Raw genomic sequence first — 14610 nt, forward strand, 5'->3', positions numbered from 1 at the left:
TAACTAATCATCTTTATTATTTTCCAACTCATTTTCTATTTCTTCGATTGTAGGCAGGCATCCTTTAAAGTTCTCGGGTATTGATTGGGTTAGTTCATATTCTGCAATTCCTATAGGTTTATTAATATCCCGCAACGAATATTCTGCAACAACTTTATTTCGCTCCTTGCATATCAAAATTCCAAGCGTTGGGTTGTCGGTTTTATGCTTCATTAAATCGTCGACCGCACTCAGGTAAAAATTAAGCTTGCTGGCATATTCAGGTATGAATTTTCCGGTTTTAAGTTCAATAACTACATAGCTTCTTAACTTCAGGTGATAAAACAGCAAGTCGATATAAAAATCGTCACCACCAATTTCCAAATGATATTGCCTCCCGACATAACTAAACCCGGCGCCTAATTCCAAGAGAAACTTGGTGATATGATTTACCAGCGCATCTTCAAGGTCTTTTTCAAAATACTCTTCAGATAGGTTTAAAAAATCAAATTTATAAGGGTCTTTAAGCATTTCCTTAGCCAAATCACTGTGGAATGACGGTAGCGTCTGGTTGAAGTTACTTACCGCTTTACCTTGCCGGTGGTATAATTTACTTTCTATTTGATGAACCAAAATATTTCTGCTCCAACCGTTTTCTGCACTTTTTCTTATGTAAAAATCACGTTCTTCGGCATCTTTTACTTTGTCCATAAGAGTTATGTGATGGTACCATGTCAATTTTGCAAGCGGCACTTGCAAAATTGAGGTGCTTTCTAATTGTGCAAGCGGCCCTTGCACAATTGCGGAACTTTCTAATTGTGCAAGCGGCCCTTGCACAATTGCGGAAAATTCAATTGTGCAACCATTGGTTGCATAAATTCAGGATAAGCGTCGGCAAAAGCCCTCATATATTTAAGGTTCCGCGCCGAGGTACCCTTCATATCAGGAAACTCCCGTCGTAAATCATTTGATAATCGCTCGATAACTGTAGTCCCCCAACCTTCAGTATTTTGCTGCTCCAAAATTATATTGCCGATTTTCCAATACAACATTAACAGGTGTTGGTTAACAGAAATAGCGGCCCTTAACCTGATTGTTTCAATTTCGGTTTTAATTTGGGCTATTGCTGCGGCGTATGAATTTTCCAGGGACATGTATTTCAATGATAAATAATAGTAAAATTAACAAAAACGAAAGGCCAGGCAATATAACCTTCGAATTTCATTTCACCTCCATCCGCAGCTACCATGAACTATCAACAATGAACCATGAACCCCACTGTTAACAACTATTTCCCTAAAAACATTTCCACTTCAAACAAATTCTGTTTACGTTTGAATTTTTTGTTGATGTAGCTTCTATTAATTTTTTATTAAATAGAACTATGTTACGTGTTGATAGTACCAAGCCTTGCCAGATAATTTATGCCATAGCAAAGCATGAGTATTTATCGTATGTTATTGAACCACACATAGTTCAACTAAATCCAAACGGCGAATTTTCCCTTACCCACCAGCGTTTATTTAGTAATACTGCCAAAGAATTTGCGCATTGTATCGACGACGTAGATATAAAGCTGATTAAGATACTGGAGGAGATGGAGCAGGGTAACCTGATAAAAAAGTTCTATAAAAAGCCGATCCGCCCCTTTGAGTTTTTTACCAAGGTATTTAATGAACAGCTTTTTGATACCCTTCGCCCCAAAATAGAAAAGCGAATGGCCGAGGCTTTGGCTTTATTAAAGGACAAACCGTTGTACCAAATGAGCAAGGAGGGCTACCCCGCCGAGCGCAAAGTACAGATAGCTACCGAGGTGGCTACCGTGTTGTTCCATTTCAGGCGCGGCGACGACGAAATACGGTATTTCCCTACCATTAAATACCAGGGTTTGCGTATTGAGTTTATGTTTAAAAACGCCGAGGTTATTTGTAACCACCCTGCATGGATGCTGTTGGACGATACCCTTTACCATTTCGAAAAAGAAATTGAAGGCAAAAAGCTGGTGCCTTTTTTAAACAAAAGATACATCGCTATCCCAAAATCGTCGGAGCAGTCATACTTCGAAAAGTTTGTGGCGCCGCTGATCGAGAAACATCATGTGTATGCCGAAGGCTTTACCATCAACACCGAAAAATATGATGCCCGCCCGGTTTTAAAGCCTATTTACGTTGAGGGCGGCACATCACAGCTGCAGCTTTATTTTAAGTATGCCGGGTATGTTTTCCCTTACGGGGATGAGCGGCTTATCTCGGTGCGCATGGAGCGCAATGGAGATGATTACACCTTTCATCGTATTAAGCGGTCGGTTACGTGGGAGAAAAATAAATTCAACCATTTGGAATCTTTAGGCCTAAAAACAGCCTCGTCGCTGTTCAAAAACCTGGAAGTTGATAATAATGATGAAGATGCCGACCATTCCTTCTCGGTGTTCGAATGGATAAACCAGCACTACGACGAGTTGATTAAAGAAGGGTTTGAAATTGAGCAACCCGACTCGGGCAGCCAAAAGCGTTATGTTTTCGGTACCAGCAAAATCGACCTTACGGTAAAAGAAAATAACGACTGGTTTGATATCGAGGCCATGGTCTATTTTGGTTCGTATGCCATTCCGTTTATCCAGCTAAAAAATCATATCCTTAACCGCAAGAAGGAGTTCCTGCTTCCATCCGGAGAGATTGCTATCATCCCTGAAAAATGGTTTTCGCAGTATGGCAACCTGTTGCATTTTAGCGATGGCAGCACCGACATTAAGTTGCGCCGCCACCACATCGGCCTGGTTAACGAACTGGCCGAAGGCGAAATGGCCAGCGTTACCATGACGCGCAAGTTGCAAAAACTGCTAGATTTTGAAGAGCTGGAAGACATCTGCCTTCCACAAAATTTCGAGGGCAACCTGCGCCCATACCAAAAAGCCGGTTACAACTGGTTCCATTTTTTAAAGAGCTACCACTTTGGCGGTTGCCTGGCAGATGACATGGGTTTGGGTAAAACCATACAAACGCTGGCCCTGCTGCAAAAGCATAAAGAAGATACGGAAGCGGCAGGCGGCAAAGCAACATCGCTGGTAATAATGCCGACTTCGCTGATATACAATTGGCTGGCCGAGGCTAAAAAGTTTACGCCACAATTAAGGCTGATGGTACATACCGGCACGTTCCGCTATAAATCGCCGGAGGTGTTTGCCAATTACGATGTGGTGATCACTACTTACGGTATCAGCCGTATCGATATCGAGCTGATGAAGGCCTACTTTTTCGACTATGTGATACTTGATGAAAGCCAGAACATCAAAAACCCCTCGTCAAAATCTTTCCAGGCGGTAAAGCAACTGAAGTCGCGGTTTAAGCTGATATTGAGTGGTACCCCGGTTGAAAATTCGGTAAATGATTTGTGGACGCAAATGTCGTTCATAAACCCCGGTTTGCTTGGCGCACAGCAGTTTTTCCAAAACGAGTTTGTAACGCCCATTGAAAAGAAGAAGGACGAAGACAAAGCCCGTAAACTGCAGGCACTGATAAAGCCATTTGTCTTACGCCGAACCAAGGAACAGGTAGCCACCGAACTTCCGCCAAAAATTGAAAACCTTTTCTACTGCCAGATGAGCGAGGAACAGGCTGAAGTTTATGAAAAGGTAAAATCGGAATATCGCAACGAGTTGCTGAAAAGCCTGGAAGACGGCACCTTTGCCAAAACCCAGATACAGGTGTTGCAGGGCCTGATAAAGCTGCGCCAGATTGCCAATCACCCCATAATGATTGATCAGGAATATGAAGGCGACTCGGGCAAGTTTGAAAACGTGGTGCATACCCTGGCAACGGTGCTTGAGGGTAATCATAAAGTACTCATCTTCTCGCAGTTTGTAAAACAGTTGAATATTTACCGCGAATATTTTGATACGGAGAAAATACCCTACGCCTATCTTGACGGCAGTACCCAAAACCGCGGCGATGTAGTAAAGCAGTTCCAGGAAGATGAAAAAACGCGGGTATTTTTAATATCGATAAAAGCCGGCGGCGTGGGCCTCAACCTAACCGAAGCCGACTATGTTTTCATACTCGACCCATGGTGGAACCCGGCAGTCGAGCAACAGGCCATCGACCGTACGCACCGCATTGGTCAAACCAAAAACGTATTCATCTATAAATTTATCACCAAAGATACCGTTGAGGAAAAAATACTGGCCCTGCAACAGCGCAAGCTAAGCCTTAGCCGTGCATTGATAACTACGGAGGATAGCTTTATTAAGTCGCTTTCGGTGGAGGATATTAAGGAGATATTGAAGTAGTCGGAAAGTCGGTAAAGGTAGAAAGAATATTGGCCTGGCTACTTGTCCGAAAGTTTGTCAAGACTGATTTTGGTATTGCTTTTTTTCGCTGCGTTCCAAAAACCATATAACTCATCATTCATTGTTAGTGTTAGCCGAAGCCTCTCTTCAATAGGTTTTGCGAGCCATATCTCTAATTGTTTTTGCTTTACGGGTTCCGTGGTGTCATTCATAGCTCAATGAGGTTGAAAGTATTCAAATTTAGCTTTTTTATCCAGTTAGTTACGTATTCAAATTGCAAATCAGGGATTGACGCGAGGCTTTTTATATCTTCTATCTGTACTGCTGATTGCCATTCCTGTATCCATATCAGTTTCGAAATCAACAAGTCCTCAGGCGAAACAACATATATTTTAATTCCATAAAAATCAGCTGGCTGTTTACGTTCGAACTCTGCAAGCCTGTATTCACTGTTTTCTAGAACCACAAAATCAGCTTTAAAACCTGATGCATAATCTATCACATTAAATATGCTTTGACGGTTCACAGCATCTGCAACGGCATCTTTACTGCAATAATAAGCCCCCTCAAAATGGGCTGCAAAGCTTTCAATATCCTTTGGCAGTAGCTGTACAACAAAGTCGATATCCTTTGTAGCTCTCGGAACAACGTATATTCCCATCGCAATACTGCCCGACAGCATGTAAGGAACGTGACGGGAATCAAAGTATTCTATTATTTTCTTAAAAAAATCAAACATCGCTTAAATATATAAATTTACTTACACACTTATTTAGGCGGCCCGGGCCCGAAATTAGTTACAAGGCTAAACCATTTGCTAAGGCAACATCATTAAATTTTTTGTAGGTTATAAATTCAGGCTCCATGAATTTTATTATGCTATTGCTTATCAGGGTGCCGTGCTTTTTGGTCTGCATTAATTTTATTCCAGGCTTCCATTGTTAAAATAAAAAGTATGTTTTTTTTACAATCCCATATTGAAACGTCGTTTTTAGATATTACGTAATGCTGCGTCCACGTAGTTGAATTTTCGTAAAGAAGCAGGGTACAAATATCGGTAGCACTCATAAAATCTCCCGATTCAGGAAGGTGGGTGTGCATCGTTGTGTTGATGGCCGCGCCCGTATCTGCTTTAGCCTGGATGGAAATGATATTTTTATGCAACTTTTTTACAGATGTGATTTGATTGTTGTCATCAAACCTCATCAAATAGTCGTTTCCAAAAATCACGATCCCATTTATATCAGGCCCGGTTAAAACGTATACTTTTTTCGCCTCCTTTTGTACCATCGGAATTATATTTAAACTGCTGTTTTTGTAATGCTTAAAAATGGTATCAGTGCTCATTCTTTTCGCTGCAGCAATTCTTAAACCATGATAGCTTTGCTCAAGTTTTGTAAGTTGCCTTGGAATGGTATCAAGTTTGTAATTGCTGGGGTTAAAATCCTTTGCAAACGAAATTGAGGCCAGCACAACAGGCTTATCGCCCTTCGAAAAGAAAATATTGATAAGCCGGTCATCTGTTTCATAAGAAAAGTACCCTCCGGATAGCGCCTTTTTAGCCGGGCATTTCTCCAAAAAAACATCCGTCCCATACCACGATGCCCATTCAGAACGGTACAAAGCTTTGCCCTCTGTTTGTATACTGTCGGTTGCCCTGTCGATGGCCTCACGCACCGCATCGTGCTGTGCAAATAGTTTTGCTGCACATATTAAATGCAGTATAATTAAGGTAAGTTTTTTCTTCATATTGATAAGATGCAGGCAACCGCATGATTCCACAATTTAGGCAGAAAAAAATTACCGTAGCATGTATATTTCAAAACAAATTTAACCTGATATTGGTTGCTTTAACATTCATTTCGATAAACAATAAAATCACTATAAATAAAACGATGAAAAAGCTTTTACTTTTAACCACCCTCCTTTTTTGTGGGGCATTAACGTTCGCCCAATCCAAAAAAGCGGTAGTTTGCCACGGGCCACTACCAGCGACGCAGCAATTTGCCATGCTGGCTGCCAGTAACAAATTTGTAATGGCACATAAAAAACCGCTGCCGTTGCATTTCCAAAGCAAGATTGGCAAAGCGATCACCTACAAAACCGCCGATGGCAAAACCGCCAATGCATTTGAGTTTAAGGCAAAAAATCCAACCAATAACTACCTGCTGGTGGTACATGAATGGTGGGGCCTTAACGACTGGGTGAAGAAGGAATCAGAAAAAATTTATACCGATTTAGGCAACGTAACCGTGATAGATATGGATCTTTACGATGGTAAAGTTGCCACTACCCCTCAGGATGCCGGCAAATACATGCAAAGCGTAACTGAAGACCGCGCCAAAGCCATTATTAATGGCGCCATTGCCTATGTTGGATCGAAGGCACGTATTTATACCATCGGCTGGTGCTTCGGCGGGGGGTGGAGTTTGCAAACCACGCTGCTTGCCGGCAAACAAGCAGCCGGTTGCGTAATGTATTATGGCATGCCCGAGCAAAATCTTGCCGCTCTTAAAGCATTAAACTGCGACGTACTGGGCAACTTTGCGAATAAGGACCAATGGATAAACACAAAAGTAGTTGCCAAATTTGAGGCAGATATGAAAACTGCAGACAAAAAACTCTATTTGAACCAATACGATGCCGATCACGGTTTTGCCAACCCCAGCAGCCCCGCATATAACAGCCCGGCAACAACCGCAGCTTACGGAAAAAGTATTGCATTTTTAAAAGCAAGGATGAAGTAGTGAAATTTCGGATGTTCGATTTCGGATATAGAAAATTTTTGAGATTTAGTCGTTAGAATTTAAATAGAACATCTATTCTGAAATCTCATTTCCGAATTCCTAAATAAAAACAATTCCGACATCGAACATCCGAAATCCGAAATCATTCCCTAACATTGCACAAAATTTCTGCCTTTGACTGCCCGCGCTAAAAAATTACTGTCCTACCTTCTGAAGTTTGGCATACTTGTATTTGCCGCGTGGTACATATATCAGCGCATTTTAAAAAATCACGACAACATAGTCAATTTTGAGCGGCTGGTTGCACATGTAACTTACAATAAGGTGCTTTTTACCTTGATTGCCGTAGTATTGCTGATGGTAGTTAACTGGGTGCTGGAGTCGTTAAAGTGGTGGCATCTAACGCGGAGACTGTCGCCTATGTCGGTGTGGAAGGCTATCGAGGCAGTATTCTGCGGATTAACCTGGGCGGTATTTACCCCGAACCGCATTGGCGAATATGGCGGTCGTGTAATGTTTTTGCCAAACCGTAAACGCATTCACGGCGTATTCGCAATGGCAGTTGGTTCATTCGGTCAAAATGTAATCACTAACGTTTTGGGTGCGGCAGCATCGGTTTGGTTCCTCTACACTTTTATTCATCCAAAAGACTGGATCATGGTAGGGGCAGCAGTGGTTGCTGCGGTGGTTATGGCCACAATGCTTACGTTTTATTTCAATATCCAATGGATGGTATCGTTGCTTAACCGGGTAAAATTCCTTCATAAATACCATCGTTTTTTTGATATAATGGGCACTTACAAAACTACGCAGTTGCTAAACATTATGTGGTTTTGCCTGGCCCGGTTTATTACTTTTACCTTTCAGTATTACCTTATCATCCACCTGCTTATTCCGCAGATCCCGCTTTACCAATTGTCACTGCTGATGTTTGTTTTTTTCTTTATCCAATCGGCAATACCCTCACTGGATTTGATTGATATAGGGGTGCGCAGTATTACTGCCGACCGGCTTTTTAGTTACGTAACCGACCAGCACATAGCCGTGGTAGTTGCATTTTCCCTCATCTATATTACCAACATGATTATTCCTGCTGTTTTAGGGTCTATATTTGTTTTTAAATTAAAGTTTTTTGATCGTAATTCTTAGTACCATATCCTTCCTGCTCACCGGTTTGTTCCTGTGCGTTGTGATCTTCCTGGTAATCGGGTGGAACTTAATTAAACGCCCCCGTATTAAACCTGCAGGGTGTACCACCAGGGTAACTGTGATGATAGCTGCGCGTAACGAGGAGGAAAGTATTCACCTTACCATCCAGGATATTTTAGCGCAGGACTATCCCAAACATCTTACAGAAATTATAATAGTTGATGACCACTCAACCGATCGTACATCAGCAATTATAAGCAGCTATGCTGCCGATGGTGTGCGGCTTTTACAGCTAAATGAAGACAAACCCCTAAATTCCTACAAAAAAAAGGCGATTGCCGAAGCTATCAAACTGTCAGGCGGCGAATTGATGGTGGCTACAGACGCTGATTGCCGGATGGGTAGTAAATGGCTGTCGACGATAGTTGGGTATTACGAAGAGGAACAGCCACTCATGATATCGTCGCCCGTTAGCTATTTCGAGGAAAAATCATTGTTCGAGCGGATGCAGGCATTGGAGTTTTACTCGCTTATAGCAACCGGCGGGGCATTTATTGGCAACGGCCATGCCTCAACTTGTAACGGCGCCAACCTGGCCTATCGTAAAGATGTGTTTTACGAAGTTGGTGGCTTTAAAGGCATTGACGACCTGGCATCAGGCGATGACGAACTGCTACTGCAAAAAGTGGCCGCGCGCTACCCCGGCAAAATCGGCTTTTTAAAACATTATGATGCGATAGTATTTACCCACGCCAAACACAACCTTAAAAGCTTTATGGAACAAAGGCGCCGCTGGGCATCAAAGTCGGTAAAGTATAAGGACAAGAAAGTGGTAGCATTGGTAGTTGGACTTTGGTTATTCAATGTGTCAGTATTGGCAAACCTGGCTTTGGGGCTATATGATATCTATTATTTAAAGGTCTCCGGTTTGCAGTTTCTCGCTGTGTTTTTAGCCGAAATTGCCTTGCTTTGGCCGGTAACCAAATTTTTCAGGCGCCGCCGTTTAATGGTGGTCCTTCCAATTTCCATACCGTTGTATATTATCTATTTTGTTTACATCGGCCTGCTGGGTAACAAGGGTAAGTATGTGTGGAAGGGACGGTTGGTAAAATAAACAGCTGATTAATTTGATTAAATGATTTCGTTGATACCAAGCACAGGATTACTCAGATTGTGCGATCATTTTTTTTTAATCAGCGAGATCAACGTAATCATATAATCAACGGTTAAATCAGCCAAATATCATAATCAACCTAATCAACGGCTCACTCAGTCAACTTAATCAACTAACTTCCTATCTTTAGCAATAACAACATCCGTATACAAATTGACTGATCTTAGCCCCTCACAGCGCACCTGGAAAGTGTTTAAACGCAATAAAATTGCCGTTGGCGGGCTGGTATTGATCGTTTTTATGCTGATTGTTGCCATACTAGGCTACCTCATAATGCCTGACCAAACGCCACTGGCCAACAATATGACCATTCAGCTCAGCATAAAAAAGCCAGGCTCGCAATTCACCATACTCCGTCTGCGTAAAACTGAGCCCGTTGATACGGTAAATATTTTCAGCAAAATGCTGTTTGGTCAGCCTTCATTTTATAAAGAAATTCCAATAACCGGTTATCATGTTAAGGGCGATTCAATTTATGTTAGCGAATACATAGGCACCGAAGATAAGCCTGAAAAAAAGGTCTACAAGCTCCAGCCCCCCAGCCCCCTAAAGGGGGAGCCAGAAAATTTACAAACTCCCCATTTAGGGGGTCGGGGGGCTTGGGGGGCCGTCATCCATCGCACCTATTGGCTTGGTACAGATATTTATGGCCGCGATTTATTAAGCAGGTTAATTTTAGGGACCCGGGTGTCGTTATCCGTCGGGTTAATGTCCGTTATCATCAGCATGCTATTGGGCGTAACCATTGGCGCCGTTGCCGGCTACTTTGGCGGATGGATTGATGGCGCGTTAAGCTGGCTAATGAATATTTTATGGGCGCTGCCCGCCTTGCTGCTGGTTATTGCTATATCATTTGCGTTAGGCAAAGGTTTGTGGCAGATATTTATTGCCGTTGGCCTGTCAATGTGGGTAGAGGTTGCGCGGCTTGTCCGCGGGCAGGTTTTAAGCCTTAAACAGGTGGAGTATATTGAGGCGGCGCGTTCTTTAGGTTTTAATAACGCACGGATTATCAGCAAACATATTTTACCAAATATAATAGGCCCCATATTAGTGCTGGCATCATCAAACTTTGCATCGGCGATATTGCTGGAAGCCGGGCTAAGCTTCCTCGGGTTTGGTGCACAGCCGCCCATGCCAACATGGGGCAGTATGATAAAAGAACATTACGGTTATATCGTGATGGACTCGGCCTACCTGGCCATTATACCCGGCCTGGCAATTATGCTGCTGGTTTATGCATTTAACCTGGTAACGGTTGGTTTGAGAGATGCTTTCGATATAAAATCACAAAGTACCCGGTTTTAAAAAAAATATCTTTATTTTAGGCTGCCTTTCTAATTAACTAATGCAGAATATTGACGATATCTCGGCCGAGGACGAATTAATACGATTATTGCTTAAAAGGCAAACCGAATTAAATGCCTTACTTGAAGTAACACAGGCTATTAATAAAGATACGGCTACCTCAACACTGCTGCAAATGTTGCAGGTGATATTAAAGAGTTACCTGCAGGTTGGCAAGCTTAGGTTTTTGATTGAAAAGGACGGCAGTTATATCCTGATGTCCAAATACGGTGGTGATATAGAGCCCGTTGGCGAATTGCATAGTTCGTGCCTCAAACTAAAGAAGTTTAAATGGCCAACTCCCCTGGCTAATCACGAAGACCAATTACTTTGCAAATACGATTATTTTATCCCTATCTACCATAAAAAAAAGGCGCTGGCTTTTGCACTAATAGGCGATTTCAACCCGTCGAGCGAGTTGTTGAATAACGATCTTAATTTTATCCAAACCGTTATAAATGTTATTGTTGTTGCGCTGGAGAATAAAAAACTTTTTCGCGAAAGACTGCAATCCGAGCGTTTTCAACGCGAAATGGAACTTGCTGTTGAGGTGCAAAACATGCTTATCCCGCTAAAAGCTTACAAAGATGATAGTGTTGAGGTGAGTGCACGTTATATTCCTCACCAAAATATCGGCGGCGATTATTTTGATTTTATCCGCCTGAACGACCATGAGTTTTTATGGTGTATCGCCGACGTATCGGGCAAGGGAATATCTGCAGCTTTACTGATGGCCAACTTCCAGGCAAGCTTGCATGCTTGGGCCGCCGTGGAAGAAGACCTGACGAATATTGTTGACAAGCTAAACAAAATTGTAATCAACAACACCAAAGGCGAGCGTTTTATCACCCTGTTCATTGCCAAATACAACGAAAAAACGCGCAAACTTAACTATATAAATGCGGGCCATAATGCCACCGTTATGCACCTGGACGGTGAAAATATTCTGTTAAAATTGGGCACAACCATGATAGGCGTTTTTGACGAACTCCCCTTCATAAACCAGGGCGAAGTTGACATTGAGCCCGGAACCATGATTGTAAACTATACCGACGGGCTGATGGACCATGAGCACCCTAATAAACACTGGACGGAAGAAAGTTTGATGGCATTTATAAAATCAAACGGCCACCTGCCGCCAAACGATTTTAACCAGTTGCTGATGAACCACATTAACCTGGTTATAAAAGGTAAACCGATTGATGATGTGACGTTGTTAACTTTGCGGATATTTTAACTTGTTGCAAGGTTTTAAAGTTGAAATGTTGCAAGGTTAATAAGATGTCGCCGTATACCGAATAACTTAAACCATCAATCGCAACTGACATACATGGCGAAAATTGAACGATTCGAAGATTTAGAAATATGGAAATTGGCGGTTTCCATCGCTGTTGATGTTTATTTATTATGCGATAATGAACCGTTAAAAACGGATTGGGGCATGAAGGATCAAATTAGGAGAGCGGCCTGTTCAATGTCCGATAACATTGCTGAAGGTTTCGAGTACAATAACAATCCGGACTTCATTCCCTTCCTTAACTATGCTAAAGGCTCTTCTGGCGAATTTCGCAACAAGCTTTCTATCTTAAACTTAGCAAATAAAATAGACGATGAAATTTGCAAAGAACTGTACTCCAAAAGCATTGAATTTTCAAGCAAAACCAAAAGTCTAATAGACTATCTTAGAAAATTTGAGGCCGAAAAAAGAGGAAGAATAATACTGTATCTTCCCAACACTCAACAAAAGAAAAGTAACATTACAACGTTACAACTTTACAACATTTCAACAAAAAAATGCTTTTATCCCGATATCAACTCGAATTTTTAGAAGCTGGCTGTGATGAGGCCGGACGCGGATGCCTGGCTGGGCCGGTATTCGCTGCCGCTGTAATTTTGCCGGATGATTTTGAGCACGATTTACTAAATGATTCCAAGCAACTCACCGAAGAAGTAAGGTATGAACTACGTATTGAAATTGAACAAAAAGCAATCGCCCACGCTGTTGGCATTGTTGACAATATTGAGATTGATGCCATTAACATTTTGAACGCTTCGTTTTTGGCCATGCACAGGGCCATTGAGAAACTGCATCTAAGCCCGCAATTTTTAATTATTGATGGTAACCGGTTTAACAAATACAAAAGCATACCGCACCAATGTATAGTTGAGGGCGATGCTAAATACTTCAGCATCGCAGCAGCATCAATATTAGCCAAAACCTACCGCGACGACTATATGAAGCAAATTGCTGCAGAGCACCCCGAGTACGACTGGCACAAAAACAAAGGCTACCCAACCATAAAGCACCGGGAAACGGTTATGAAAATTGGGTACACCCCCTATCACAGGCGAACCTTTAGGGTAACAGACCCGCAGTTGGAACTTTTTTGAAACTTAGATTGAAGGATTAAAAGATTTGTTGGATTAAATTTCATAAATGAACGTATCCTATTAAATCCCGACAATCCGCTTAATCCCGGTCCGTTTTACATTTTTTGTAATATTTCTACTAAAAAAACACTTAAGGGTTAATTTAACCGATTCCGGTTGCTCATTTTTTATATTTTTGTTAAAAACAGCGTTCAGGCATTGAGGATACTTATTTTAACCCATCGTGTTCCGTTTCCGCAAAATGGCGGTTACCCCATAGTAGTCTGCAATACTGTGCGCGGTTTGGTGAGCCTTGGCCACGAAGTTTCGCTCGTGGCCCTCAATGCCCGGAAAAATCACCACGAAAATACAGAGGATGATAATGCCCTTCTCTCCAAAATAAATTACCGTGCTTACGATATCGATATCAACGTATCGGTGTTTGACGTGGCCACCAACCTGTTCAGTAAAACATCGTTCAATATTGACAAATACTACGACCCTGAGTTTGAAAAGTTGCTCATCCGCGAGTTGCGGAACCGGGATTATGACATTATCCAGTTTGAGGGTTTGCTGGTTTCGCTTTACCTGGCATCTGTACGCAAGCATTCAAAGGCAAAGCTTATTTACCGTTCGCATAACATCGAAAACCAGATATGGCACCGCCTTTCGGAACAAAAAAGCGACCCTTTTAAAAAGTCGTACCTTAAGATGCATGCTAAGCGTATAAAAAACTACGAGTTGCAGCAACTTAACAACTTTAACGGAATAGCTGTATTTACCGAGCAGGACAAAAGCACCCTGCTTGAATATGGTACGAAGGTACCAATTGAAGTATTGCCCGTTGGTATTAACCTGGATAACTACAGGCCCGATTTTAACAAAACTGAATTTCCCAGCCTTTTCTTCCTCGGCTCGCTGGACTGGTTGCCAAACCGCGAAGGTATTGAGTGGTTCCTGGACAATTTTGCCAAAGACTTGACCGATGGCGACCTGCGCGTGCGTTTTTACGTGGCCGGCAACGATATACCCGAGCGTTTTGATGATTACGAGGTAATGGGTAAAATATTTATACAGGGCGAGGTAGATGATGCACTGGAATTTGTAAACAGCAAATCGATTATGATTGTGCCGCTGCTGTCGAGCGGGGGTATGCGCGTAAAAATTGTAGAAGGAATGGCGATGCAAAAATGCATCATATCTACATCGCTGGGTGCAGAAGGAATTAACTACGAAAACGGCGTAAACATACTGATAGCTAATGATTACGATGAGTTTTACGATGCTATAAAAATCTGCATTGCCGAGGAAGATTATTGCAAAAACATAGGCTTAAATGCACGCAAACTGATGGAAGAGCAGCACGACGCAAACGAGGTGACCAAAAAACTGGTGCACTTTTATGAATCGATCGGCATGATTAGAGATCATGCAGGTTCTGCAGCATACGCAACAAAACCGGCGTAGGTATTTCGCATCCGATGTTGCCCTCACAATAAAAAATCTTATAAATCCTTTAAATCCGTAAATCGTGTTATTTTTGCCCCCATATTAATTTATAC

General features: G+C 42.1%; 14 protein-coding genes. 9 read left to right on the plus strand and 5 right to left on the minus strand.

Translation table 11 applies throughout. The features are described from left to right. Positions 1–3: 3 nt before the first annotated feature. Positions 4–816, minus strand: coding sequence for a PDDEXK nuclease domain-containing protein (locus tag NAF19_RS01490; RefSeq protein WP_440347861.1), 813 nt, complete (start codon positions 814–816; stop codon positions 4–6). Next, positions 792–1133 (minus strand): DUF1016 N-terminal domain-containing protein, encoded by a 342-nt coding sequence (locus NAF19_RS01495; RefSeq protein ID WP_252787971.1) that lies wholly within the window; start codon positions 1131–1133, stop codon positions 792–794. The genes NAF19_RS01490 and NAF19_RS01495 overlap by 25 nt, the downstream gene beginning before the upstream one ends. Before the next feature lie 230 nt (positions 1134–1363). Here NAF19_RS01495 and NAF19_RS01500 point away from each other — a divergent pair, with 230 nt between their 5' ends. Continuing rightward, entirely contained in the window at positions 1364–4264 is a 2901-nt protein-coding gene (locus NAF19_RS01500; protein ID WP_252787972.1) for a DEAD/DEAH box helicase, read from the plus strand. A 38-nt stretch (positions 4265–4302) separates the two neighbouring features. Here the strand turns inward: NAF19_RS01500 and NAF19_RS01505 are convergent, their stop codons facing one another. The 3 genes from NAF19_RS01505 to NAF19_RS01515 form a co-directional block, all read right to left on the minus strand. Beyond that, a complete protein-coding gene (locus NAF19_RS01505) occupies positions 4303–4476 on the minus strand; it encodes a hypothetical protein (protein WP_252787973.1) in 174 nt (57 codons plus the stop codon). Continuing rightward, the gene (locus tag NAF19_RS01510; protein WP_252787974.1) at positions 4473–5003 is read right to left on the minus strand and encodes a DUF6036 family nucleotidyltransferase; all 531 of its coding nucleotides are present in this window, start codon (positions 5001–5003) and stop codon (positions 4473–4475) included. The genes NAF19_RS01505 and NAF19_RS01510 overlap by 4 nt, the downstream gene beginning before the upstream one ends. Positions 5004–5143: 140 nt before the next feature. Continuing rightward, positions 5144–6013: a hypothetical protein gene (locus NAF19_RS01515; RefSeq protein ID WP_252787975.1), complete on the minus strand. Its 870-nt coding sequence runs from the start codon at positions 6011–6013 to the stop codon at positions 5144–5146. A gap of 146 nt (positions 6014–6159) precedes the next feature. Here NAF19_RS01515 and NAF19_RS01520 point away from each other — a divergent pair, with 146 nt between their 5' ends. From NAF19_RS01520 to NAF19_RS01555, 8 genes are all read left to right on the plus strand, one after another. Next, positions 6160–7011, plus strand: coding sequence for a dienelactone hydrolase family protein (locus NAF19_RS01520; RefSeq protein WP_252787976.1), 852 nt, complete (start codon positions 6160–6162; stop codon positions 7009–7011). Positions 7012–7185: 174 nt separating this feature from the next. Next, positions 7186–8160, plus strand: coding sequence for a hypothetical protein (locus NAF19_RS01525; protein ID WP_252787977.1), 975 nt, complete (start codon positions 7186–7188; stop codon positions 8158–8160). Then, positions 8144–9274, plus strand: a complete 1131-nt coding sequence (locus NAF19_RS01530; protein WP_252787978.1) for a glycosyltransferase family 2 protein — start codon at positions 8144–8146, stop codon at positions 9272–9274. The genes NAF19_RS01525 and NAF19_RS01530 overlap by 17 nt, the downstream gene beginning before the upstream one ends. Before the next feature lie 213 nt (positions 9275–9487). Continuing rightward, entirely contained in the window at positions 9488–10639 is a 1152-nt protein-coding gene (locus tag NAF19_RS01535) for an ABC transporter permease (RefSeq protein ID WP_252787979.1), read from the plus strand. A 40-nt stretch (positions 10640–10679) separates the two neighbouring features. After that, complete coding sequence (locus tag NAF19_RS01540; protein ID WP_252787980.1) at positions 10680–11915, plus strand: PP2C family protein-serine/threonine phosphatase; 1236 nt, start codon at positions 10680–10682, stop codon at positions 11913–11915. 93 nt (positions 11916–12008) lie between these two features. After that, on the plus strand, positions 12009–12506 hold the full coding sequence (locus NAF19_RS01545; RefSeq protein ID WP_252787981.1) for a four helix bundle protein: 498 nt from the start codon (positions 12009–12011) through the stop codon (positions 12504–12506). Continuing rightward, positions 12473–13069, plus strand: coding sequence for a ribonuclease HII (gene rnhB / locus NAF19_RS01550; protein WP_252787982.1), 597 nt, complete (start codon positions 12473–12475; stop codon positions 13067–13069). The genes NAF19_RS01545 and rnhB overlap by 34 nt, the downstream gene beginning before the upstream one ends. 198 nt (positions 13070–13267) lie before the next feature. Then, complete coding sequence (locus tag NAF19_RS01555) at positions 13268–14515, plus strand: glycosyltransferase family 4 protein (protein WP_252787983.1); 1248 nt, start codon at positions 13268–13270, stop codon at positions 14513–14515. Positions 14516–14610: the final 95 nt, after the last annotated feature.

The organism is Mucilaginibacter flavidus (genome assembly GCF_024055575.1).
In the GTDB taxonomy this organism is placed as follows: Bacteria; Bacteroidota; Bacteroidia; order Sphingobacteriales; family Sphingobacteriaceae; genus Mucilaginibacter; species Mucilaginibacter flavidus.